General features: G+C 73.2%; 20 protein-coding genes. 12 read left to right on the forward strand and 8 right to left on the reverse strand.

Annotation, left to right across the window (positions count from 1 at the left end; all coding sequences use genetic code 11):
• Positions 1 to 628 precede the first annotated feature (628 nt).
• A complete protein-coding gene (locus tag ACVWNX_RS27570; protein ID WP_454410864.1) occupies positions 629 to 2206 on the reverse strand; it encodes a S8 family serine peptidase in 1578 nt (525 codons plus the stop codon).
• 612 nt (positions 2207 to 2818) lie between these two features.
• Between ACVWNX_RS27570 and ACVWNX_RS27575 the strand changes: the two genes are divergently transcribed.
• The 3 genes from ACVWNX_RS27575 (at position 2819) to moaA (ending at position 6047) form a co-directional block, all read left to right on the forward strand.
• A complete protein-coding gene (locus ACVWNX_RS27575; protein WP_454410866.1) occupies positions 2819 to 3190 on the forward strand; it encodes a DUF485 domain-containing protein in 372 nt (123 codons plus the stop codon).
• On the forward strand, positions 3187 to 4824 hold the full coding sequence (locus tag ACVWNX_RS27580) for a solute symporter family protein (protein ID WP_454410868.1): 1638 nt from the start codon (positions 3187 to 3189) through the stop codon (positions 4822 to 4824). The genes ACVWNX_RS27575 and ACVWNX_RS27580 overlap by 4 nt, the downstream gene beginning before the upstream one ends.
• A gap of 221 nt (positions 4825 to 5045) precedes the next feature.
• Positions 5046 to 6047 carry a GTP 3',8-cyclase MoaA gene (gene moaA / locus ACVWNX_RS27585; RefSeq protein WP_454410869.1) on the forward strand — a complete coding sequence of 334 codons (1002 nt, stop codon included), beginning with the start codon at positions 5046 to 5048 and terminating at the stop codon, positions 6045 to 6047.
• A gap of 13 nt (positions 6048 to 6060) precedes the next feature.
• On the opposite strand, the gene ACVWNX_RS27590 is transcribed toward moaA, so the two are convergent.
• The gene (locus ACVWNX_RS27590; protein ID WP_454414966.1) at positions 6061 to 6324 is read right to left on the reverse strand and encodes a hypothetical protein; all 264 of its coding nucleotides are present in this window, start codon (positions 6322 to 6324) and stop codon (positions 6061 to 6063) included.
• 445 nt (positions 6325 to 6769) lie between these two features.
• Complete coding sequence (locus ACVWNX_RS27595; RefSeq protein ID WP_454410870.1) at positions 6770 to 7156, reverse strand: DUF3099 domain-containing protein; 387 nt, start codon at positions 7154 to 7156, stop codon at positions 6770 to 6772.
• Positions 7157 to 7375: 219 nt separating this feature from the next.
• Between ACVWNX_RS27595 and ACVWNX_RS27600 the strand changes: the two genes are divergently transcribed.
• Positions 7376 to 7657 (forward strand): GlsB/YeaQ/YmgE family stress response membrane protein, encoded by a 282-nt coding sequence (locus ACVWNX_RS27600; RefSeq protein ID WP_454410871.1) that lies wholly within the window; start codon positions 7376 to 7378, stop codon positions 7655 to 7657.
• Positions 7658 to 7740: 83 nt separating this feature from the next.
• Here ACVWNX_RS27600 and tyrS read toward each other — a convergent pair whose 3' ends face one another.
• The 3 genes from tyrS to ACVWNX_RS27615 form a co-directional block, all read right to left on the reverse strand.
• The gene (gene tyrS / locus ACVWNX_RS27605; protein WP_454410872.1) at positions 7741 to 9015 is read right to left on the reverse strand and encodes a tyrosine--tRNA ligase; all 1275 of its coding nucleotides are present in this window, start codon (positions 9013 to 9015) and stop codon (positions 7741 to 7743) included.
• 150 nt (positions 9016 to 9165) lie between these two features.
• A complete protein-coding gene (locus ACVWNX_RS27610; RefSeq protein ID WP_454410874.1) occupies positions 9166 to 10560 on the reverse strand; it encodes a metallopeptidase TldD-related protein in 1395 nt (464 codons plus the stop codon).
• Positions 10557 to 12080, reverse strand: a complete 1524-nt coding sequence (locus ACVWNX_RS27615) for a TldD/PmbA family protein (protein ID WP_454410876.1) — start codon at positions 12078 to 12080, stop codon at positions 10557 to 10559. Before ACVWNX_RS27615 ends, ACVWNX_RS27610 begins: the two co-directional genes overlap by 4 nt.
• A gap of 348 nt (positions 12081 to 12428) precedes the next feature.
• On the opposite strand from ACVWNX_RS27615, the gene fabG reads away from it, so the two are divergent.
• The 3 genes from fabG (at position 12429) to ACVWNX_RS27630 (ending at position 14479) form a co-directional block, all read left to right on the forward strand.
• Entirely contained in the window at positions 12429 to 13145 is a 717-nt protein-coding gene (gene fabG / locus ACVWNX_RS27620) for a 3-oxoacyl-[acyl-carrier-protein] reductase (RefSeq protein WP_454410878.1), read from the forward strand.
• 5 nt (positions 13146 to 13150) lie between these two features.
• The gene (fabI, locus tag ACVWNX_RS27625; protein WP_454410880.1) at positions 13151 to 13918 is read left to right on the forward strand and encodes an enoyl-ACP reductase FabI; all 768 of its coding nucleotides are present in this window, start codon (positions 13151 to 13153) and stop codon (positions 13916 to 13918) included.
• A 189-nt stretch (positions 13919 to 14107) separates the two neighbouring features.
• Positions 14108 to 14479, forward strand: coding sequence for a hypothetical protein (locus ACVWNX_RS27630; protein WP_454410882.1), 372 nt, complete (start codon positions 14108 to 14110; stop codon positions 14477 to 14479).
• 102 nt (positions 14480 to 14581) lie between these two features.
• Here ACVWNX_RS27630 and ACVWNX_RS27635 read toward each other — a convergent pair whose 3' ends face one another.
• Complete coding sequence (locus ACVWNX_RS27635; protein ID WP_454410884.1) at positions 14582 to 15355, reverse strand: FadR/GntR family transcriptional regulator; 774 nt, start codon at positions 15353 to 15355, stop codon at positions 14582 to 14584.
• A 238-nt stretch (positions 15356 to 15593) separates the two neighbouring features.
• Between ACVWNX_RS27635 and ACVWNX_RS27640 the strand changes: the two genes are divergently transcribed.
• The 4 genes from ACVWNX_RS27640 to ACVWNX_RS27655 all read left to right on the forward strand — a co-directional run bounded on the left by ACVWNX_RS27640 (position 15594) and on the right by ACVWNX_RS27655 (position 18239).
• A complete protein-coding gene (locus tag ACVWNX_RS27640; protein WP_454410885.1) occupies positions 15594 to 16910 on the forward strand; it encodes a CynX/NimT family MFS transporter in 1317 nt (438 codons plus the stop codon).
• A gap of 42 nt (positions 16911 to 16952) precedes the next feature.
• Positions 16953 to 17069 (forward strand): SGM_5486 family transporter-associated protein, encoded by a 117-nt coding sequence (locus ACVWNX_RS27645; protein WP_454410887.1) that lies wholly within the window; start codon positions 16953 to 16955, stop codon positions 17067 to 17069.
• A 318-nt stretch (positions 17070 to 17387) separates the two neighbouring features.
• Positions 17388 to 17597 (forward strand): hypothetical protein, encoded by a 210-nt coding sequence (locus ACVWNX_RS27650; protein ID WP_454410888.1) that lies wholly within the window; start codon positions 17388 to 17390, stop codon positions 17595 to 17597.
• Positions 17598 to 17714: 117 nt separating this feature from the next.
• Complete coding sequence (locus ACVWNX_RS27655; protein WP_454410889.1) at positions 17715 to 18239, forward strand: SixA phosphatase family protein; 525 nt, start codon at positions 17715 to 17717, stop codon at positions 18237 to 18239.
• A 115-nt stretch (positions 18240 to 18354) separates the two neighbouring features.
• Here ACVWNX_RS27655 and serB read toward each other — a convergent pair whose 3' ends face one another.
• Positions 18355 to 19611: a phosphoserine phosphatase SerB gene (gene serB, locus ACVWNX_RS27660; protein ID WP_454410891.1), complete on the reverse strand. Its 1257-nt coding sequence runs from the start codon at positions 19609 to 19611 to the stop codon at positions 18355 to 18357.
• A 403-nt stretch (positions 19612 to 20014) separates the two neighbouring features.
• On the opposite strand from serB, the gene ACVWNX_RS27665 reads away from it, so the two are divergent.
• The gene (locus tag ACVWNX_RS27665) at positions 20015 to 22513 is read left to right on the forward strand and encodes an ABC transporter ATP-binding protein/permease (protein WP_454410892.1); all 2499 of its coding nucleotides are present in this window, start codon (positions 20015 to 20017) and stop codon (positions 22511 to 22513) included.
• Positions 22514 to 22606 lie beyond the last annotated feature (93 nt).

Here is a 22606-nt window from a genome sequence, read left to right on the forward strand (position 1 = left end):
GCGGCTACGGCTACCGGGCCGGGGCTCCACGGGCGGGGCGGCGGGCGCCGCGCGGTGTCCGCCGGGTGCGCGGGCCGCCGGTGCGGGGAGGGGGTGTTCCGTCCCCGGGGGCCGGACGAAGGCCGGGACCGGGGTCCGGGACCTCCCGGACGGGGTCCGGTGCGGTGGAGTCCGCGCGAGTGCGACGGGCTCCGGGCGTCCCGGCCGCCGGAAGCGCACGCGCCGTCCGGAACGGTCAGCGCCGTCCCGAACCGTCAGCGTGGTCCGGGTCGCCGGGTCGCCGGGTCGCCGGGTCGCCGGGTCGTTCGGGCTGGTCAGGCAGTTCGGGCAGTTCGGTTCGTTCCGCCGTCCGTCGGCGCCTCGTCGGGCGGTCGTTCCGGCGCAGGGCGCACGGAGCGCACGGCGCGTGCGGTACGCGCGGTGTGCGTGCGGTGCCCGCCCCACGGTGTCGTACGGGTCGTACGTGTCGTGCTCGCCGCCGCACCCGTCCCGGTGGCCCCGGGGCGGACGACGGCCCGCCGGCCGGGCGTCCCCCCGGGGCCGGTCCCGGTCCGGTCCGGGCCGAACGGGTCGGCCGGACCGGACCGGGAGGCCGGTCTCAGTGGTGCGGAGCGGTGCGGTGGTCCGGTCAGTCGACGGCTTCGAGGGCGTCGACGATGCCGAAGCCGTAGAAGCCGTTGACCCGCTTGCCGCCCTCGCAGACCGCGTCCACGACCCCGTTCCCGTCCGGGTCGTAGGGCTCGGCCGGGCAGCCCGGGTTGTCGGCCTGGGCCTTGAGCAGCGCCTGGATCGCCGCCGGGGAGGCCCACGGGTGCTCGGACTTCAGCAGCGCGGCGACCCCGGCGGCGTGCGGCGCGGCCATCGAGGTGCCCTGGAGGTAGGCGTAGTCGTTGTTGGGCATGGTGGAGAGGATGCGCCCGTTCTTCGACGGGGTGTCGGGGATCTGGTAGCGGCGGTCGCCACCGGGAGCCGCGACGTCCACCACGGGGTGGCCGTACGAGGAGTAGTACGACTTGGCGTCCTTCGAACCGGTCGCGCTGACGGTGACCACGCCCGGGAGCTGGGTGGGCAGGTCGTAGCACTCGCTCGGGTCGATGGTCCGGGGCACCGGCACCGTGTCGTTGGGGCTGGAGTCGTCCAGGATCGCGTCCCCGCCGAGGTCGTGGTTGGAGTTGCCCGCCGAGGCGAGGTGCAGCACGCCCTTGCGCTGGGCGTACAGCTGGGCCCGGTTGACGGCGTGCACGACGGCCCGCTGGTCGGGGTCGGCCATGCAGTTGTACAGCCACGGGTCGATGTAGTAGCTGTTGTTGGTGATCTCGACGCCGCGGTCGGCGGCGAACACGAAGGCGCAGACCACGGCCTCCGGGTAGAACAGCTCGGTGACCGGGTCGGCGACCTTGATGCCGGAGACCTTCACCCCGGGGGCCACGCCCGCCACGCCGATGCCGTTGCGGGCGGCGGCGATCTCCCCGGCCACATGGGTGCCGTGGTAGTGGTCGGGCGTCTGGGGCCGCCAGGCGCCCGGCGAGGTGTCGGCCTTGCCGCCCACGCAGTTCGCGGACTGGGAGGCGGAGAAGTTCGGCGCGAGGTCCGGGTGGGTGTCGTCGACGCCGGTGTCGATCACGGCGACGGTCACCTTGGAGCTACCGGGGTTGATCTTCGCGGCCTTGTCGGCGCCGATCGCCCGGATGTCCCACTGTTCGGCTTCCAGCGGCTCCGTGTCGGGCACCGTGTTCTTGCCCGCGGCGGCGAGGGACGCCTTGCCCGCGGCGGCGGCCGCGGCCTTCGACAGGTACTCCGGGGGGCCCTCCTGGGTGGTGCCCGCGGCGCGCAGCGGCGCGGTGCGGGTCGCCCCGGCGGAGGTGACGCCGCGCACCTCGCGCAGGGTCTTCGCGAAGTCGGGGTTGGCCGAGTGGGCGACGATCACGCCGATCCGGTCGTACGCGATGACGACCTCGCCGCCCGCGCGGGCGATCGCCTCGCGCACCGAGGCGACCGTCTTGCGGTCGACCCGGGTGTTCACCACGTAGGCCTGCTTGGGGCCGTCGGTGGGGGCGGTCACCGGGATGGTCGCCGCCGGTGAGGCGGTGGACGAGCCGACCGGTACGGCGGACGCGGTGCCCGGCAGGAAGCCGAGAGCCGCGGTGAGCGCCAGACCGACCGGCACCGTCAGGGCCGAACGGCGTCTGGAGCGCAGCGGGACCATGGGATCTCCACATCATCCGGAAACGGGGGGAGCCCGACCGGGGGGTCGTTGGTCGGGCAGGTACATGACGTATGGCTCAGGGGTGAAGCTATCCCCCGGCGTCCCCGCCCTTCAATGATTTCCCGAAGAAATGCCGAACACGCCGTTCTATGCGCGTCCAGTTGGGGGGAATGCGCGCGGCACCGTCCCTGGTGAGCGCGTGGTGCCGTGCCCGGTGGACGTGCGGCGCCGCCCCCGGTGGGCGCGCTGCGCCGTGCCCGGCCGAGTCCCCGTCACGGGTACCCGGCTGAATGTCCGTTCAGTCCCCGGCGGCCGCTTCCTCCGCCCCCGCCCGGCCGTTGGACACCCGGAACGGACCGTGAAGCCCCCTGTCGGATCACGCTCCCGGGGCCTAGGGTCTCTCTTTCGGACCGGGCGGGACCAGCGCGTCCGGCACGGTCCGCGGGCGAATCAGGCATCCCCGGGCGCGATCCGCGTCACCGTGAGGCCCGAGGAAACGACATGACCGAACTGCACCTCCCCGACCCGGGGCCGCCCCCGGCGCCCGTCACCACCCGCACCACCGCATCGCGCACCACAACAGGGTCACACCCCCCATCCCCAGGAGACTCCGTGGCAACCGACGCACCACCCCCACCGCACGACGACGGCCCGCCCCGCCGGACCGGACTGCCGTCCACCGAGGAGTTCGCCGAGGTCCAGAGCGGCCCGGAGTTCACCGAGCTGCGCCGCTCCTACCGCTCCTTCGCCTTCCCCCTGACCGCCGCCTTCATCGGCTGGTACCTGCTCTACGTGCTGCTCTCCAACTACGCGGGCGGCTTCATGGGCACCCGGCTCTTCGGCAACGTCAACGTCGCCCTGGTCCTCGGCCTCGCCCAGTTCCTGACCACGTTCCTCATCGCCTGGTGGTACTCCCGGTACGCCGCCGCCCAGCTCGACCCCCGGGCCGAGGCCATCCGGAACCGGCTGGAGGGCCGCCCGTGAGCGCCGCCGCGCACCTCGCCCCGGCCGTCCTCGCCGCCTCCTCCGAGGCGAGCGAACACCGGCCGCTGATCGTCTCCCTGTTCGCCGCGTTCGTCGTCGCCACCCTGGCCATCACCGTGTGGGCCGGACGCCAGACCAAGGACGCCGCCGACTTCTACGCGGGCGGCCGCCAGTTCACCGGCTTCCAGAACGGGCTCGCCGTCTCCGGCGACTACATGTCCGCCGCGTCCTTCCTGGGCATCGCCGGGGCCATCGCCCTCTTCGGCTACGACGGCTTCCTCTACTCGGTGGGCTTCCTCGTCGCCTGGCTGGTCGCCCTGCTGCTGGTCGCCGAGCCGCTGCGCAACTCCGGCCGCTACACCATGGGCGACGTCCTCGCCTACCGGATGCGCCAGCGCCCGGTGCGCACCGCCGCCGGCACCTCCACCATCGTGGTGTCCGTCTTCTACCTGCTCGCGCAGATGGCCGGGGCGGGCGTCCTGGTCTCCCTGCTGCTCGGCATCACCAGCGACGCCGGCAAGGTCACGATCGTCGCCCTGGTCGGGGTGCTGATGATCCTGTACGTCACCATCGGCGGGATGAAGGGCACCACCTGGGTCCAGATGGTCAAGGCGGTCCTCCTCATCGGCGGCGCCCTCCTGATCACCTTCCTGGTGCTGCTGAAGTTCCGGTTCGACGTCTCCGACCTGCTGGGCACGGCGGCCGCGAACAGCGGCAAGGGCGCCGCCTTCCTGGAGCCCGGACTCAAGTACGGCGCCACCGCCACCTCGAAGATCGACTTCATCTCACTGGGCCTCGCCCTGGTCCTCGGCACCGCCGGACTGCCGCACATCCTCATCCGCTTCTACACCGTGCCCACCGCCAAGGCCGCCCGGAAGTCCGTGAACTGGGCCATCGGCATCATCGGCGCGTTCTACCTGATGACCATCGCCCTCGGCTTCGGCGCGGCGGCCCTCATCCCGCCCGGGGAGATCACCGCCTCCAACAAGGCGGGCAACACCGCCGCCCCCCTGCTCGCCCTGCACATCGGCGGCACCGACTCCACCTGGGGCGCCGTCCTGCTGGCGACGATCTCCGCCGTCGCGTTCGCCACCATCCTCGCGGTGGTCGCCGGACTCACCCTCGCCTCGTCCTCGTCGTTCGCCCATGACATCTACGCCAACGTGATCAAGAAGGGCCGGGCCACCGAGAAGCAGGAGCTGCGCGCCGCCCGCTGGGCCACCGTCGCCATCGGCGTGGTCTCCATCGGCCTCGGCGCCCTCGCCCGCGACCTCAACGTCGCCGGACTGGTGGCGCTCGCCTTCGCCGTCGCCGCCTCCGCCAACCTGCCGACGATCCTCTACAGCCTCTTCTGGCGCCGCTTCACCACCCGGGGCGCCCTGTGGTCCATCTACGGCGGGCTGACCTCGGCGGTCGTCCTGGTGCTCTTCTCCCCGGTCGTCTCCGGGAAGCCGACCTCCATGTTCCCGGACGCCGACTTCCACTGGTTCCCGCTGGAGAACCCGGGGATCGTCTCCATCCCGCTCGGCTTCCTGCTCGGCTGGCTCGGCACCCTGCTCTCCAAGGAGCCCGCCGACTCCGGCAAGTACGCCGAACTGGAGGTCCGTTCGCTGACCGGCACCGGCGCCCACTGACCGGACCCGGACCGCGCCGCGCGGGCGCCCGGTGTCCCGGACGGGGCCGGGCGCCCGCGCGCGACGGGGATCACCCCGGCCACCCCCCTCGCCTCGCGTAGGCTCGTGTCGGAGCCCCGGCGACCGCCCGGCCCGGGACGCCCCGGCCGGACCGCCCCCGGCCGCGCCGACACCGAGGCGCCACCGGGCGCGACCGAGGCACCACCGGGAAGGGGGCCCACATGCTCATCGACACCCATGGCCGCGTCGCCACCGACCTCCGGGTCTCCCTCACCGACCGGTGCAACCTCCGCTGCACCTACTGCATGCCCGAGGAGGGGCTGGCCTGGCTGGCCAAGGACGACCTGCTCACCGACGACGAGATCGTCCGCCTGGTGCGGATCGCCGTCACCCGCCTCGGGGTCACCGAGGTCCGCTTCACCGGCGGCGAGCCGCTGCTGCGCCCCGGACTGGTCGCCATCGTGGACCGGGTGGCCGCGCTGGCCCCCCGCCCCCGGATCTCCCTCACCACCAACGGCATAGGACTGGCCCGCACCGCCCGGGCACTGCGCGACGCGGGCCTCGACCGGGTCAACGTCTCCCTCGACACCCTGCGCCCCGAGGTCTTCAAGGCCCTCACCCGCCGCGACCGGCTCTCCGACGTGCTGGCCGGTCTCGACGCCGCGCGCCGCGCCGGGCTCGCCCCGGTCAAGGTCAATGCCGTGCTGATGCCCGGCCTCAACGACGACGAGGCCCCCGACCTGCTGGCCTGGGCCCTCGACCACGGCTACGAGCTGCGGTTCATCGAGCAGATGCCGCTGGACGCCCAGCACGGCTGGCGGCGCCAGGGAATGATCACCGCGGACGACGTCCTCGCCTCGCTGCGCACCCGCTTCGCCCTGGAGCCCGAGGAGTCGCGGCGGCGGGGGTCGGCCCCCGCCGAACGCTGGACGGTCGACGGCGGCCCCCACCGGGTCGGGGTGATCGGCTCCGTCACCCGGCCGTTCTGCGCGGCCTGCGACCGCACCCGGCTGACCGCCGACGGACAGGTCCGCGACTGCCTCTTCGCCCGCGAGGAAACGGATCTGCGGGCGGTGCTGCGGGCCGGGGGCGACCCCGGGCGCGCCGACGAGGAGATCGTCCGGCGCTGGCGGCGGGCGATGTGGGGCAAGAAGCCCGGCTCCGGCCTCGACGACCCGTCGTTCCTCCAGCCGGACCGGCCCATGTCGGCGATCGGCGGCTGAGCCGGGCGGGGCGTCAGCCCTTGGCGGGATCCCGCCAGTCCGCGAGCGGCACCACGTCCTTGAGGAAGCCGCGCACCCCGAGGAACTGGGAGAGGGACTCCCGGTGCTCCTCGCAGGCCAGCCACGTCTTGCGGCGCTCCGGAGTGTGGATCTTCGGGTTGTTCCAGGCGAGCACCCATACGGCGGCGGCCCGGCAGCCCTTGGCGGAACACACCGGCGGGCCCGGCACGGGCTCGGGGGCCGCCCCGGGGAAGCCGGGGAAGGGGAGCCCCGGCAGCCCGGCGGTCCCCGACGCGCCGGGGCCGTCCGACGGCTCCGGCGCGTCGGACGGGCCAGGGGCGCCGGAGGCGGCGGGGGTGCCCGGGGCGGGCGGGGACGGGAGCCCGGCAGCCGGGGAGGAACCGGTGCGCGGGGGAGGGCCGGAAGGTGGGGAGAACGCGTTCACCCCACCACAGTAAGCGAGTGATCCGTACGCCCCGCCGGGCGGGAGGGCCCCGGCGGCGGCTCGGGAAGCAGCCCCGGAACGGCCCTGGAAACGACTCGGCGCACGGCCCCGGACACAACGACGCCGGGCAGCCACGGGGGGAGCTGCCCGGCGTCGGTCCGTCGCTCCGACGGGGGATGCGGAGCGCGTACGCAGTATGTCACGCGTCACCCTCCGCCCGGCACCGGATCCGCGTGATTCATCTGAGCATTTCTTGAGCTTGGCGTGATGGCTCCGCTCAGGCCGTCGGCCCCGGCGCGGACCCCCCGGCCCCGCCCCCGTCCTCGGGGGAGGCGCCCCCGGGGGATTCCGCACCCGGTTCCGCCGCAGGTCCCGGCAGGGTCGGCGGGGCGGGCACGGGCACCAGGATCGAGGGCAGCGAAGTGGCGTTCTCCCGCCCGCCGTTGGCGATCACGACCGCGATGTACGGCAGCACCGTCCCGAGAACCAGCGCCACAATGGCCACATAGCGTTCCACGTTCCACAGCGCCACGCCGAGGATCACGGAGGCCGTGCGGATGGACATGGAGATCGCGTACCGCCGCTGTCTGCGGCGCACGTCCTCGGCCAGCCCCTGCCGGGCCCCCGTGATCCGGAAGACCTCGGCGCCGCCCCGCTTCCGCATCGCGTTCCACCACCGCCCCGCTCCGCCGGACCCCCGTGGCCCGGACCGTTCTCACGGTACGCCCCGGCCGGACGGGCCACGAGACCGGGGCGCACCGCCACCGCGCGAAGCCGCTGCGCCATACCGCGTACCCGTCCGCCGACATGCGCCGTACGCGCATCGGTCGGACACTGGGCACGAACGACGCACCACCCGCCGAGCCGGATTCAGGAGGCACCCATGGGCTGGTTGTGGGCGATCATCGTCGGTTTCGTGCTGGGACTCATCGCCAAGGCGATCCTCCCCGGCAAGCAGCACAGCCCCCTGTGGCTGACGACGATCTTCGGCATCATCGGGGCCGTCATCGGCAACTCCCTGGCGGCCGCGTTCGGCATCGCCGAGACCAGGGGTTTCGACTGGGGCAGACACACCCTCCAGCTCATCGCGGCGATCGTGGTGGTCGGCCTCGGTGACATGGCGTACATGGCGCTGTGGGGCAACAAGAAGAAACAGGGCGCCTGACGACGGCTCCCGGAGCCGGGCCCGGCGACGGTCCCGGACACGACCCCCGTGTTCCCGAGCGCCGGGCGTCCGGGCGCGGGGCCTCAGCCCGCGTCGCCCGTGACCTCGATCGCGGCCAGGTTCCGCTTGCCGCGCCGCAGCACCAGCCAGCGGCCGTGCAGCAGCTCCGCCGTCTCCGGCACCGCGTCCTCGGCGGTGACCTTGACGTTGTTCACGTACGCGCCGCCCTCCTTCACGGTGCGCCGCGCGGCCGACTTGCTCGCCACCAGACCCACCTCGGCGAACAGGTCCACCACCGGGGCGAGCGCGGCGACCCGGGCGTGCGGCACCTCGGAGAGGGCCGCCGCCAGCGTCGCCGGGTCCAGGTCCGCCAGCTCGCCCTGGCCGAACAGCGCCCGCGACGCGGCGGTCACCGCGGCGCACTGCTCGGCGCCGTGCACCAGCGTGGTCAGCTCCTCGGCCAGCGCCCGCTGCGCCGCCCGGGCCTGCGGACGCTCCTCGGTGGCCCGCTCCAGCTCCTCGATCTCCTCGTGGGAGCGGAAGCTGAAGATCCGGAGGAACTTCGACACGTCCCGGTCGTCCGCGTTCAGCCAGAACTGGAAGAAGGCGTACGGGGTGGTCATCTCCGGGTCCAGCCACACGGTGCCCGACTCGGTCTTGCCGAACTTGGTGCCGTCCGCCTTGGTGATCAGCGGGGTGCCCAGCGCGTGCACCTGGGCGCCCGGCTCGACCCGGTGGATCAGGTCGGTGCCGGAGGTCAGATTGCCCCACTGGTCGCTGCCGCCGGTCTGGAGCGTGCAGCCGTACCGCCGGTACAGCTCCAGGTAGTCCATGCCCTGCAGGATCTGGTAGCTGAACTCGGTGTAGCTGATGCCCGCGTCGGAGTTGAGCCGCCGGGAGACGGCCTCCTTGGCGATCATCTTGTTGACCCGGAAGTGCTTGCCCACGTCCCGCAGGAACTCGATGGCCGACATCCCCTGGGTCCAGTCCAGGTTGTTGACCATGACGGCCGCGTTCGGGCCCTCGAAGTCCAGCAGCGGCTGGATCTGTCCCCGCAGCCGCTCCACCCAGGCCGCGACGACCTCGGGCTCGTTCAGCGTGCGCTCCGAGTTCGGCTTGGGGTCGCCGATCAGCCCGGTGGCCCCGCCGACCAGCCCCAGCGGACGGTTGCCCGCCCGCTGGATCCGCCGCATGGTCAGGATCTGCACGAGGTTGCCCAGGTGCAGACTGGGCGCGGTCGGGTCGAAGCCGCAATAGAACGTGACGGGACCGTCCGCGAACGCTTTGCGCAAGGCGTCCTCATCGGTGGACAGGGCCAGCAGCCCGCGCCACTTCAGTTCGTCGACGATGTCCGTCACGGTCTCGTGTCTCCTCGTAGTGCTTGTTCGTCCCGGCACCCGGCACCCGACGCCCGGTACCGGGGCGGTGCCCGTCCGGCCCGGGTCCACCCGTGCCGTCCGGCCGTACCGGCGCGTGGGCGGCCGGTACGGCCAGTCTAGCCAGCGGCGTCACACGCCCTGGCTCACCGAACTCATGTTGAAGTCCGGCACGCGCAGCGCGGGCATCGCCGCACGAGTGAACCAATCGCTCCATTCGCGGGGCAATGTCTTTTCCGTCCGCCCGGCCTCCACGGCCCGTCCCAGCAGGTCCACCGGCGACTCGTTGAACCGGAAGTTGTTGACCTCCCCGACCACCTCGCCGTCCTCCACCAGGTACACCCCGTCCCGGGTCAGCCCGGTCAGCAGCAGGGTCGCCGGATCCACCTCGCGGATGTACCACAGGCAGGTCAGCAGCAGTCCCCGCCCGGTCGCCGCGACCATCTCGTCCAGGGAGCGGTCGTCGCCGCCGTCCAGGATCAGGTTGCCGATGCCCGGCGACACCGGCAGCCCGGTCAGCCCGGCGCTGTGCCGGGTGGTCACCAGCCGGGACAGCGCCCCCTCGCTGATCCAGTCCGTCGCGGTCAGCGGCAGCCCGTTGTCGAACACCGAGGACTCCCCGCCGGAGGAGTGCGCCAGCACGAACGGCGCCGTCTCCAGCCCCGGCTCCGCCGGATCGCTGCGCAGGGTCAGCGGCAGCCCCGCCAGCTTCTCCCCGACCCGGGTGCCGCCGCCCGGCGTCGAGAACACCGTCCGCCCCTCGGCCGCGTCCCGGCCCGCCGCCGACCAGTACTGGTAGATCAACAGATCGGCCACCGCGGTCGGCGGCAGCAACGTCTCGTAGCGCCCCGCCGGAAGGTCGATCCGGCGCCGCGCCCAGTCCAGCCGCCGGGCCAGAGCGGCGTCCAGCTCACCGGGGTCCACATCGGTGAAGTCCCTGGTCGCGCGCCCCGCCCAGGCCGAACGGGTGCGGTCGGGGGACTTGGCGTTCAGCTCCAGGGTGCCGGTGGGCTGGTCGTGCCGCAGCCGCAGCCCGGCCGAGGTGCCCAGATAGCTCGACACCAGCTCGTGATTGGCGAAACCGTACAGCTCCCGGCCGCCGGAGCGGGCCCGGGCGAACGCCTCCCCGAGCGCCGGGGCGAACGCGGAGAACACCGCCGAGGACGTCTCGGCCGGGGCGTCGGTGAAACCGGGGGACGGCGGCGTCCCGGTCACCAGCGGCTGGGCGTCCTCCGCCGGGCCCGCCGCGTGCGCCGCCTCCTCGGCCGCCCGCACCAGCGGCTCCAGGTCGTCCGCGGTCACCGCCGAGCGCGACACCACCCCGGAGGCCGTCCCCTGGCCGCCGTCCACCGTCGCGATGACGGTGAGGGTGCGGCCCCGGGTGACCCCGTTGGTGGTCAGCGCGTTGCCCGCCCAGCGCAGATTGGCCGTGGACCGCTCGTCCGCGATGACCGCGCAGCCGTCCGCCCGCGACAGCTCCAGCGCCCGCTCGACCAGCTCGTGCGGCTTGCTCACCCGTGGGCTCATCGACCGGCCTCCTGCGTGGTGTTGAGGATGTTGACGCCCCGGAACAGGGCGCTGGGGCAGCCGTGGGAGACCGCCGCGACCTGGCCCGGCTGGGCCTTGCCGCAGTTGAAGGCGCCGCCGAGGACGTACGTCTGGGGGCCGCCCACCGCCGTCATCGACCCCCAGAAGTCGGTGGTCGTCGCCTGGTAGGCCACGTCGCGCAGCTGACCGGTGATCCGGCCGTTCTCGATGCGGAAGAACCGCTGCCCGGTGAACTGGAAGTTGTACCGCTGCATGTCGATCGACCAGGACCGGTCCCCGACCACGTAGACGCCCCGCTCCACCCCGCCGATCAGGTCCTCCGTGGACATCCCCGCCGGGTCCGGCCGCAGCGACACGTTCGCCATCCGCTGCACCGGGACGTGCCCGGGGGAGTCGGCGTACGCGCACCCGTTGGACCGCTTGAAGCCGGTCAGCCGGGCGATCCGCCGGTCCAGCTGGTAGCCGACGAGCGTGCCGCCGCGGACCAGGTCCCAGGACTGCGCGGCCACCCCCTCGTCGTCGTAGCCGATGGTCGCCAGCCCGTGCTCGGCGGTGCGGTCGCCGGTCACGTTCATGATCTCCGAGCCGTACCGCAACTTGCCCAGCCGGTCGAAGGTCGCGAAGGAGGTGCCCGCGTACGCCGCCTCGTAGCCCAGCGCCCGGTCCAGCTCGGTGGCGTGCCCGATCGACTCGTGGATGGTCAGCCACAGGTTCGACGGGTCGACCACCAGGTCGTACAGCCCCGCCTCGACGCTCGGCGCGAGCATCTTCTCCGCCAGCAGCTCCGGGATCGACTCCAGCTCGCCCGCCCAGTCCCAGTGGTTCCCGGTCAGGTACTCCCAGCCCCGCCCGACCGGCGGCGCCAGGGTGCGCATCGAGTCGAACTCACCGGTCGACTCGTCCACCGCCACCGCGGTGAACTCCGGATGCAGCCGCACCCGCTGCTGGGTGGTGACGGTGCCCGCGGTGTCCGCGTAGAACTTGTTCTCGTGGACGGTGGTCAGCGCCGCGTCCACATGGGTCACGCCCTTGGCGGCCAGCAGCCGCGCGCTCCACTCGGCGAGCAGTCCCGCCTTCTCCTCGTCGGCCACGGTGAACGGGTCCACCTCGTACGACGACACCCAGGTCCGGTCGGCGTGCACCGGCTCGTTCGCCAGCTCCACCCGCTCGTCGGACCCGGCCGCCCGGATCACCTGGGCCGACAGCTTCGCCATCGCCACGGCCTGGGAGGCGACCTTGGCCGCCGCGTCCATCGTCAGGTCGACGCCCGAGGCGAAGCCCCAGGTGCCGCCGTGGACGACCCGCACCGCGTAGCCGAGGTCGGTGGTGTCCGACGAGCCCGACGGCTTGGCGTCCCGCAGCCGCCAGGAGGCGCTGCGGACCCGCTCCAGCCGGAAGTCCGCGTGCTCGGCGCCCAGCGCGCGGGCCCGCGCGAGCGCCGCGTCGGCGAGGGCCCGCAAGGGCAACGCCGTGAAGGCTTCGTCGATGGAATGTGGCACGGAGGGTCTCCCTGCGGGCGTGAGGGGCGGTGGTGTCGGGTCGTCCGGGGGCCGGCGCGGGGGCGCCCGGCCCGGTCCGGGCCGTCGCGCGGACGACGGCCGCCGCCGCGCCGCCCGGCCCGCACCGATCATGTCCGACGCGGGTCCCGATGGCCACATCCTGACGGCTCCCGGGGCCCGCCGTTTCTGTAGGGACTCAACAGCGAGCCCCGCCCGTCGCTGTCGGTGGCCGATTCTCCCCGGACCAGACGGTACCGATAGGTTTCAGATCGGGGGCGGCACGGACGCCCGTCGCCGTGCGCGGCGGACGCCGCCACGTCAGCAGACCGCTAGTGAAAGGGTGATCCGTTGAGCCGCTCGGTTCTCGTCACCGGAGGAAACCGGGGCATCGGCCTCGCCATCGCCCGCGCGTTCGCCGACACGGGCGACAAGGTCGCGATCACGTACCGCTCGGGCGACGCCGAGGCCCTCCGGGCCCAGGGCTTCCTCCCCGTCCGGTGCGACATCAACGACACCGAGCAGGTGGAGCAGGCCTACAAGGAGATCGAGGCCGCCCACGGCCCGGTCGAGGTCCTCGTCGCCAACGCCGGGATCACCAAGGACCAGCTCCTGATGCGGATGACCGAGAAGGACTTCACCTCGGTCGTCGACACCAATCTGACCGGCACCTTCCGCGTGGTGAAGCGCGCCAACCGGGGCATGCTGCGCGCCCGCAAGGGCCGGGTCGTGCTGCTCTCCTCCGTGGTCGGGCTGCTCGGCTCCGCCGGACAGGCCAACTACGCCGCGTCCAAGGCGGGCCTGGTGGGCTTCGCCCGCTCGCTCGCCCGGGAGCTGGGTTCCCGGAACATCACCTTCAACGTCGTCGCCCCCGGCTTCGTCGACACCGACATGACGGCCGCCCTCAGCGAGGAACAGCGCGCCGCCATCGTCGGACAGGTCCCGCTGGGCCGTTACGCCTCCCCGGAGGAGGTGGCCGCCGCGGTCCGCTTCCTCGCCTCCGACGAGGCCTCGTACATCACTGGAGCCGTCATCCCGGTTGACGGCGGACTGGGAATGGGTCACTGATCACCATGAGTGGAATCCTTGAGGGCAAGCGCGTCCTGATCACCGGTGTGCTGCTGGAGTCCTCCATCGCCTTCCACACCGCGAAGCTGGCCCAGGAGCAGGGCGCGGAGATCATCCTCACCGCCTTCCCGCGCCCCACGCTCACCGAGCGCGTCGCCCGGAAGCTGCCCAAGCCGACCAAGGTCATCGAGCTGGACGTCAGCGACGACGAGCAGCTCGCGGGCCTCGCCGACAAGGTCGGCGAGGAACTGGGCGGCCTCGACGGGGTCGTCCACTCCATCGGCTTCGCCCCGCAGGACGCCCTCGGCGGCAACTTCCTGAACACGCCCTTCTCGTCGGTCGCCACCGCCATGCAGGTGTCGGCGTTCTCGCTGAAGTCGCTGACCATGGCGTGCCTGCCGCTGATGCGGAACGGCGGCTCGGTCGTTGGCCTCACCTTCGACGCCCAGTACGCCTGGCCGCAGTACGACTGGATGGGCCCGGCCAAGGCCGCCCTGGAGTCCGTCAACCGGTACATGGCCCGTGACCTCGGCAAGCAGAACATCCGCTGCAACCTGGTCTCCGCCGGACCGATCGGCTCCATGGCCGCCAAGTCCATCCCCGGCTTCGACGAGCTGGCCGCCGTGTGGGACAGCCGCGCCCCGCTGGAGTGGGACCTCAAGGACCCGGAGCCCGCGGGCCGGGGCGTCGTCGCCCTGCTCTCGGACTGGTTCCCGAAGACCACCGGCGAGATCGTCCACGTGGACGGCGGACTGCACGCCATCGGCGCCTGACCGCCACCGGCCCGCCGTACGCGCCGACGCCCCGGCTCCCGCACCGCGCGGGGGCCGGGGCGTCGCCCGTTCGGGTCAGCGGACGGGCGGGACACGGGCCGAACGGGTCACACTGGACGACGAGTCTCCCCCTTGTGGTGCAGCCGCGACGGCGCTCCTCCGCCGCGGTACGGCCGAGGAGGTTGCCTGGTGCGATGGTCCTACGCGTTCGTCCCGCTGCTCGCCCTGCTGGTCTTCCTGACCTCCCTGCCCGCCGGCGCCGATCCGCGCCGCCCCGATCCCGACGGGGAACCCGGGCGCCCCACCCGCGCCGGGGGTGACTTCGGACGGGACGGCCCCGAGTGCCGCACCTCGGTCGAGGGCACCGAGGCCGTCGCCCACTGCCACAACCCGTATCCGGCGGTCTACCGGGTGACGCTGCACGTCGAGTGCGCGCGCTGGTGGGACCTCGACACCGACGGCGCCGCGGTGGAGGTCCGCCCGGCCGGGACGGTACGGCTCTCCGCCCGTTGCTGGGACGGGGTCGGCGCGGCGTGGGTGACCCAGTCCCTGGTGCCCTGACCGACGGCCGTTCCGTACCGCTCTCCGCCGTACCGTTCAGGGGGCCGTCCCGCACCGGGACGGCCCCCCGAACGGTGGCGCCGCTGACCGGGGCCGCCGGACTCAGCGGACGACGGGGTCCGCGTCCGCACCGCCCGCCGCGTCCGTGCCGTTGGCGGTGCCGCCCGTGGCGGCGGCCTCCGTACCGTCCTCCGTGTCGTCCGGCAGCCGCTCCGGGCGGCACACCGAGGAGTGGGCGGCGGCCTCGGCGGCGGCGGCCTCCGCGTCCCCCGACCGGATCGCCTCGACCAGCCGCGCGTGGTCCATGTGCCGGTCCGGCGCCAGGGTGGGGCCCACGTCCCGGCTCAGCCAGTCCCGCAGCACCTCGCCCAGGTCCGCGTACATCGCGGTGAGGACGTCGTTGTGGGAGGCGGCCACCACCGCGAGGTGGAACGTCGCGTCGGCGGTCACGAACGCCTCCGCGTCACCGGACGCCCACGCCTCCTCCCGCTGCGACAGCAGCGCGTCGAGCTGCTTCAGATCGCGCTCGGTGCGCCGCCCGGCGGCCAGCCGCGCCGCGCTGGGCTCCAGGGCGGCGCGCAGCTCGGCGATGTGCCGGGGGTCGGCGTCGGTGAACCGGCGCCGCATCACCCCGGCCAGCTCGCTGGTGGCCGCCACATAGGTGCCCGAGCCCTGCCGGATGTCCAGCAGTCCGTTGTGGGCCAGCGCGCGCACCGCCTCCCGGACGGTGTTGCGGGCCACCCCCAACTGCTCGACCAGCTCGGGCTCGGTCGGGATACGGGAGCCCACTGGCCACTCGCCGGAGGTGATCTGCGCCCGTAGCCCGGCGATCACCTGCTCGGACAACGCCGATCTACGGGGGTGGCTCAGCGGCATGACGGCGATCCTTCGCGAGACGTCGACGGACGGGGCGGAACGGGGACGGGACCGGGAGCGGTGGCGGCGCGGTGGCGGACGGAGACGGAACGGGGACGGGGACGGGACCGGACGGGGCCGTCCGGGCCGGGCCCGCCCGGTGGCCGAGGTACCCGGAGTGGCCGAGGTGGCCGGAGTCACCGTACCCGGGTCGTACCGAGGCGCCCCTTAATCATCCCATGATTCTATGATGGGGTTCATGCCCAGCGAGGAGACTCCCACGATCACCCGGACCGACGCCCAGCCCCGGACCGTCACCCCGCCCGCCGTCCCGGCCCCCTCGACGGCCGCCGCCCCGGCCTCCCGCGCCCGGCGGACGGGCGGCCGGGTCCTGGTCGGCGTCGCCATCGTCCTCGCCGCCCTCAATCTGCGCCCCGCCGTCACCAGCCTCGGCGCCCTCCTCGAAGAGGTGCGTACGGGCCTGGGGATGAGCGCCACCGTCGCCGGACTGCTCACCTCCGTCCCCGCGCTCTGCTTCGCCGTCTTCGGGATCACCGCGCCCCGCCTCGCCCGCCGCTTCGGCCCCGGGGCCGTGGTCTGCGCGGGCACCGCCGCCATCGCCATCGGACTGGCGGTGCGCCCCTTCGCGGGCGGTACCGCCGGATTCCTCGCGGGCAGCGCCCTCGCCCTCATGGGCATCGCGGTCGGCAACGTCCTGATGCCGGTGATCGTCAAGCGCTGGTTCCCCGACCGGGTCGGCACCATGACCGGGCTGTACTCCATGGCCCTCTCCCTCGGCACCTCGGGCGCGGCGGCGGTCACCGTCCCGCTCACCACCGGAGCGCTCGGCGGGGACTGGCGCTCCGGGCTCGCCGTCTGGGCCGCCCTCGCCACGGTGGCCGTGGTGCCCTGGCTGTTCCTCGCCCGCCGCCGGTCCACCGCCCCCGCCCCCGTCCGGTCCGCCGAGGGCCCCGGCGCCGACGGTCTGCGGATCACCCGCAGCCGCACCGCCTGGGCGCTCGCCGCCTTCTTCGGCCTCCAGTCCACCGCCGCGTACATCACCATGGGCTGGATGCCGCAGATCTTCCGGGACGCGGGGGTTCCCGCCGACACCGCCGGGCTGCTGCTCGCGGTCGCCATGGCCATGGGCGTCCCGCTCGCCTTCGTCATCCCCCGGATCGCCACCCGACTGCCCCACCAGGGCCCGATGGCCGTCGCGCTGGGAGTGGCCGGACTGGTGGGCTACACCGGGCTCTACCTCGCGCCCGCCGCCGGAGCCTGGGCCTGGGCGGTCCTGCTGGGCGTCGCCAACTGCGCGTTCCCGCTGGCGCTCACCATGGTCGGGATGCGCGCGGGCACCGCCGCCGGGGTGGTGAAGCTGTCGGCCTTCGCCCAGAGCACCGGATACCTGCTGTCCATCCCCGGACCGCTCCTGGTCGGCGCGCTCTACCAGCACAGCGGCGGCTGGGGCCTGCCCATCGCCCTGATGGCCGCGCTGCTCGTCCCGCAGATGGCGGCGGGCGTCCTCGCGGGCCGCGACCGCACGATCGAGGCCGAATGGGCGGCACGCGGCTGACCCCGCCGAGGGGACCGGGCGGGGCGGTGCGAGACTGGGCGCATGCCTGTGCTCGAACCGAACCCCCAGAACGGTCAGAAGAAGCTCCTCCTCGTCTTCGGGGGGATGCTCGCCATCACGGTCATCATCGGGGTGATCGCCACCATCGCCTCTCCCTGACCGTCACCACCCGCCTCCCCTGGCCTTCACCACCGCCCCCGCCGTGACCGTCCGGGCCCGGCCGGACGGTCCCCGAAGCCCCGCCGGAGCCGGAGGCGGGTCAGCGCCGGAGACGGAGACGCTCCCCGGAGACACCGGGGGAACACCGTGGGAGCACCGGGGGGACCTCCTCAGGGGGGACAGCCCCCCATCCCCTAGGGGGCAGGGGTCAGGGTCAAGTGGGTGGTCCTCCGGATGGGTTGGGGCACCCGCCCCGCGTAGCTTCGACGTGTGCCGCACCGCCCGTGGCGCACCCGCACCGAAGCCCGTGGAGGCGTCATGCCGTCCCGCCCGCACCTCCGGCCGATCCGCCCCACCGCCACGGACGGCGCCGGGGTCCGGCTGCCCTGGTGGGCGGTGGCCCTGCCGGTGCTCGCCTTCGGCGCGCTGCTCCTGCTGCTGCTCAACCCCGCGGAGGCCCACGCGGCGCCCGCCGACCCGTCCCTGAACCCCCTGCTGGAGCGGGCCCGGGTCCTGCTGACCCGCTGAGCCCTCCCAGGCCCGCCCCGCCCTTCGGGAGGCCCGGAGTCCCGCTGTCCGGGGAGCCCGGAAGCCGCCCGTCAACTCCCTGCGCCACGCATCGCGTTTCATGCGAAGCTTGACCGCATGAGCGTCGCAGAACCCCGCAGGATCATCGTTTTCCGGCATGCCAAGGCCGACTGGCCCGACGTCGCCGACCACGAGCGCCCGCTCGCCGAGCGCGGCCGGAAGGACGCCCCCGTCGCCGGGCGCAGGCTCGCCGACTCCGGCGTCACCCTCGACCTCGCCCTCTGTTCCACCGCGGCCCGGACCCGCGAGACGTGGAAGCTGGCCGTGCAGGAGCTTCCGCACCGCCCGAGGACCGTCTACGAGGAGCGGATCTACGAGGCGTCCCCCGGTGAGCTGATCGCCGTCCTCAACGAACTCCCGGAGGACGTCCACGACGTCATCCTGATCGGCCACAACCCGGGCGCCCAGGGACTCACCGAGACGCTCGCCGGTGCCGCCGAGGGCGACGCCGCCGCACGGCTGGCCCGGCGCGGGTTCCCGACCGCCGCGTTCGCGGTCCTCACTTTCAGCGGCCCCTGGAAGGCCCTGGAACGGGGGACGGCCACCCTCACCGGCTACTGGGCCCCCGGCGACACCCCGTGACACCGGGGCGTCGACGCCCCGTGACCACCGGGACGGCGACGCCCCGGACCGACCGCCCCGCGCGCCGGACCGGTCATCCGTCCGGCGCCGAGGCTATGTGCCGGGGCGGCGGGCCTCAGCCCGCGTCACCCGCGCCCACGGTGCCCTCCGCGCCCACGGCGTCCTCCGTGCCGTCGCCCGAATCCGCGGTCTCGACCTCCTCGCGGGAGATCCCGAGGAGGTACAGCACGGTGTCGAGGAACGGGACGTTCACCGCCGTGTGCGCGGCCTCCCGCACCACGGGCTTCGCGTTGAACGCCACACCCAGCCCCGCCGCGTTCAGCATGTCCAGGTCGTTCGCGCCGTCCCCGATCGCCACGGTCTGGGAGAGCGGCACCCCCGCCTCGTCGGCGAACCGCCGCAGCAGCCGCGCCTTGCCCGCGCGGTCCACGATCTCGCCGGTGACCCGGCCGGTCAGCCTGCCGTCCACGATCTCCAGCGTGTTGGCCTGCGCGAAGTCCAGCCCCAGCCGTTCCTTGAGGTCATCGGTGACCTGGGTGAACCCCCCGGACACCACCCCCACCTGGTAACCCAGCCGCTTCAGCGTCCGGATCAGCGTCCGGGCGCCCGGCGTCAGCCGCACCTCCGCGCGGACCTTCTCCACCACCGAGGCGTCGAGCCCCGCCAGCAGCGCCACCCGGGCGTGCAGCGACTGCTCGAAGTCCAGCTCCCCCCGCATCGCGGCGGCCGTCACCTCCGCCACCTCCGCCTCGCATCCGGCGTGCGCGGCGAACAGCTCGATGACCTCGTCCTGGATCAGCGTCGAGTCGACGTCCATCACGACCAGCCGCTGGGCCCGCCGGTGCAGCCCCGCCGCCACCACGGCGATGTCGATGTCGAGCGCCGCCGCCGCCGTCGCCAGCTCGGTGCGCAGCACCTCCGTCGCCACGCCCGACACCGCGAACTCCACGGCCGTCACCGGATACTTGGCGAGCCGGAAGATCCGGTCGATGTTGCCGCCGGTCGAGGTGATCCGGGCCGCTATCCCCGCCGTCGACTGGGCCGTCAGCGGATGGCCGAGCACGGTCACATGGGAACGGCCGAGCCCGCGCGGCCGGTTGTCGCCCCGCCCGGAGATGATCTCGGCCTGCATCTTCATGGACTCCGCCCAGCCGTGGACGGTCGCCCGCAGATCGCCAGCGCGACCGTGCGAGGGCTCGGTGACCAGCGCGCACAGCGTGATGCGGCCACGGGTGACGACCTGCTCGATGTCGACCACGTCGACGGAGTAGGCGGCGAGGGTGTCGAACAGTCCGGCGGTGAGACCGGGCCGGTCCTTGCCGAAGATCTTGACCAGGAGGGTGGGAACGTCTGAGGTCTGCGAAGCGCTCATGGTCCCTCCACGGTATCCGGCGCGGAGGGCGGACGCGCGGGTGGTCCGGGGAGCGGACAGCTCGTCGCGCGCCCCGGGCGTGCGCTGCCTCCCGCCCCCGCCCACCAGCGGCTCCGTCCGCCCCCGTCCACACTGTCCGTCCCGTCCGCCGCCATCACCCCGGACGACGGCCCCGGCCCCGGAACACCGCCCCCGCGCCCTCCGCCGACACCCTCCGGAAGCTCCTTCGCGCCCGCCCCGTCCACCCCTCAACGCCCCCGCCGGGAGGGCCCGTCCGACAGCCGTGACCCGGCCCGACTTTCGATTCCGGGGCCCGGCCTGGAATAGTTCCCCACATTGTTCGACATCCCTAGACCCCCATCGCCGGGGGAACATATCGGGGGACACATCAGTGGGGCATGGAGTGCCGGAACTCGTACTGGAAGTGAACGGACGGACCTGGACGCTCGACCCGTCCAGGCCCTGGACCCTCGGACGTGATCCGCAGGGGGACATCGTGCTCGATGACGCCAGGGTCTCCTGGCGGCACGCCACCATCAGCTGGAGCGGACGGACCTGGGTCGTCGAGGACCACGGCAGCACCAACGGCACCTTCGTGCAGGGCCACCGCGTCCAGCAGATGGAGATAGGCCCCGGCTCGTCGGTCCACCTCGGCAACGCGACCGACGGTCCCCGGGTCGACCTGCGGGACCCCGCCGCCGTGGCGCCTCCGCTCCAGGGCGGCGCGCCCGGACAGCACGCGGGATGGGGACAGCAGCCCGCCGGACAGCCGCCGGAACAGGGCTGGCAGCAGCAGCCGGAGCAGCACCGGCCCGCCCCCGGGGTGCCCCGGCAGGGCGCGGGCCCGGACGGCGCCGGGGGGCCGGACGTCTACGGCGACCGCAGCCCCACCACGTTCCACCAGTTCTCCCTCGGCCACGTCATGCGCATCGGCCGTGCGCTGGAGAACGAACTGGTCGTCTCCGACCTCCAGGTCTCCCGCCACCACGCCGAGTTCCACGCCACGCCCGACGGCCGGTTCGAGATCCGTGACCTCGGCTCCCACAACGGCACCTACGTCAACGGCATGCCGCTCGCCAAGAGCGGCAGCGCGCGCATCGGCCCCACCGACATCATCGGCGTCGGCCACTCGACCTTCCGGCTGGTCGGGGACCGGCTGGAGGAGTTCGTCGACACCGGCGAGGTCTCCTTCTCGGCCCGCCACCTCACGGTCACCGTCGACGGCGGCAAGCAGATCCTCAAGGACGTCTCCTTCGGCGTCCCCGAGAAGTCCCTGATCGCGGTCATCGGCCCGTCCGGCTCCGGCAAGTCCACCCTGCTCAAGGCGCTCACCGGCTACCGTCCCGCCGACCGGGGCGACGTCCTCTACGACAACCGGAACCTGTACAAGCAGTTCGCCGAGCTGCGCCAGCGCATCGGACTGGTCCCGCAGGACGACATCCTGCACAAGGAGCTCAGCGTCCGGAAGGCGCTCCGCTACGCCGCCAAGCTGCGCTTCCCCGCCGACACCAGCGAGCAGGAACGCGAACAGCGCATCGGCGAGGTGCTGCGCGAGCTGAAGCTCGACATCCACAAGGACAAGAAGGTCACCTCCCTCTCCGGCGGCCAGCGCAAGCGCGTCTCGGTGGCCCTGGAACTGCTGACCAAGCCCTCCCTGATCTTCCTCGACGAGCCGACCTCGGGCCTCGACCCGGGGATGGACCGCGATGTGATGCAGCTGCTGCGCGGCCTCGCCGACGACGGCCGCACCGTCCTCGTGGTCACCCACTCGGTCGCCGAGCTGGCGATCTGCGACAAGCTCCTGGTGATGGCCCCCGGCGGTTCCGTCGCCTACTTCGGCCCGCCCGAGGAGGCCCTGAACTTCTTCGGCTACGAGACCTGGGCCGATGTGTTCTCCGCCTTCGAGAACTACCGCGACTACGACTGGGCCGGGCGCTGGAAGGGCTCGCAGCACTACCAGATGTACGCCGCGGACATCGACGCCGTGGCCCCGCAGTCGGTGCAGATGCCGTCCCCGCAGTCGGTGCGCCCGCCCAAGCCGCAGAGCTGGGGCTCCCAGCTGCTCACCCTGGTCAGCCGCTATCTGTCGGTGATCGCCTCCGACAAGGGCTTCATGGCCCTGATGCTGGTGCTCCCGGCGGTCCTCGGCTCGGTCAGCCTGCTGATCAACCCGGACCAGGGACTGCTGCCGAACGAGCCCGCCCCCGACGGACGGCTGGTGCCCAACGGCACCGCCGCCACGGTCCTGCTGATCATGGCCGTCGGCGCCTGCTTCGCGGGCGCGGCGAACTCCGTACGCGAACTGATCAAGGAACGCGTCATCTACGAGCGGGAGCGCGCGACGGGCCTGTCCCGTTCCGCGTACCTGATGTCCAAGGTCATCGTCCTCGGCCTGATCACCGCCCTCCAGGGCGCGATCGTGGGCGGCATCGGCTTCACCATGCGGGAGGTCCCGGAGGAGGGCGTCGTCCTCGGCGGCCTCACCCTGCTGGAGCTGTGCCTGCCGATCATGGCCCTCGGCTTCACCTCGATGATGTTCGGCCTGATCATCTCCGCGCTGGTCAAGACCGCCGAGAAGACCATGCCGCTGCTGGTGATGTTCGCGATCATCCAGGTCGTCTTCACGGGCTGCCTGTTCACCCTGAACGGCAGCGTCGGCGTCAACGAGCTGTCGTATCTGATGCCGTCCCGCTGGGCGGTCGCCGCAGCGGGCGCGACCCTCGACTTCAACCGGGTCAACCCCAACACCGACGACCCCACCAGCACCGACCCGCTGTGGGACCACGACGGGGGCACCTGGCTGCTCGACATGAGCGCCCTGCTGGTGCTCGGCGCCCTGTGCGGGGTGCTCGTGGCCCGCTTCCTGCGCCGCCACGAGCCGGAGGTCATGCGCGGCAAGTGACGTCCCGCCCCTCCCCGGGGCACCCATGACGACGAGGGCGGCACCAGTGCGGGTGCCGCCCTCGTCGTCGCCCGGGCACGCGGCCCGTGGGGT

It is taken from the genome of Streptomyces sp. JNUCC 64 (assembly GCF_054484115.1).

What these genes read in the sequence shown, in the direction of transcription:
- ACVWNX_RS27600 (WP_454410871.1), top strand. Translation starts at nt 7,376, where the DNA reads ATGGGCTGGTTGTGGGCGATCATCGTCGGTTTCGTGCTGGGACTCATC.
- serB (WP_454410891.1), bottom strand. Translation starts at nt 19,611, where the DNA reads ATGAGCGCTTCGCAGACCTCAGACGTTCCCACCCTCCTGGTCAAGATC.
- ACVWNX_RS27640 (WP_454410885.1), top strand. Translation starts at nt 15,594, where the DNA reads ATGCCCAGCGAGGAGACTCCCACGATCACCCGGACCGACGCCCAGCCC.
- ACVWNX_RS27635 (WP_454410884.1), bottom strand. Translation starts at nt 15,355, where the DNA reads ATGCCGCTGAGCCACCCCCGTAGATCGGCGTTGTCCGAGCAGGTGATC.
- ACVWNX_RS27650 (WP_454410888.1), top strand. Translation starts at nt 17,388, where the DNA reads ATGCCGTCCCGCCCGCACCTCCGGCCGATCCGCCCCACCGCCACGGAC.
- fabI (WP_454410880.1), top strand. Translation starts at nt 13,151, where the DNA reads ATGAGTGGAATCCTTGAGGGCAAGCGCGTCCTGATCACCGGTGTGCTG.
- ACVWNX_RS27655 (WP_454410889.1), top strand. Translation starts at nt 17,715, where the DNA reads ATGAGCGTCGCAGAACCCCGCAGGATCATCGTTTTCCGGCATGCCAAG.
- moaA (WP_454410869.1), top strand. Translation starts at nt 5,046, where the DNA reads ATGCTCATCGACACCCATGGCCGCGTCGCCACCGACCTCCGGGTCTCC.
- ACVWNX_RS27645 (WP_454410887.1), top strand. Translation starts at nt 16,953, where the DNA reads ATGCCTGTGCTCGAACCGAACCCCCAGAACGGTCAGAAGAAGCTCCTC.
- ACVWNX_RS27610 (WP_454410874.1), bottom strand. Translation starts at nt 10,560, where the DNA reads ATGAGCCCACGGGTGAGCAAGCCGCACGAGCTGGTCGAGCGGGCGCTG.
- ACVWNX_RS27570 (WP_454410864.1), bottom strand. Translation starts at nt 2,206, where the DNA reads ATGGTCCCGCTGCGCTCCAGACGCCGTTCGGCCCTGACGGTGCCGGTC.
- ACVWNX_RS27595 (WP_454410870.1), bottom strand. Translation starts at nt 7,156, where the DNA reads ATGCGGAAGCGGGGCGGCGCCGAGGTCTTCCGGATCACGGGGGCCCGG.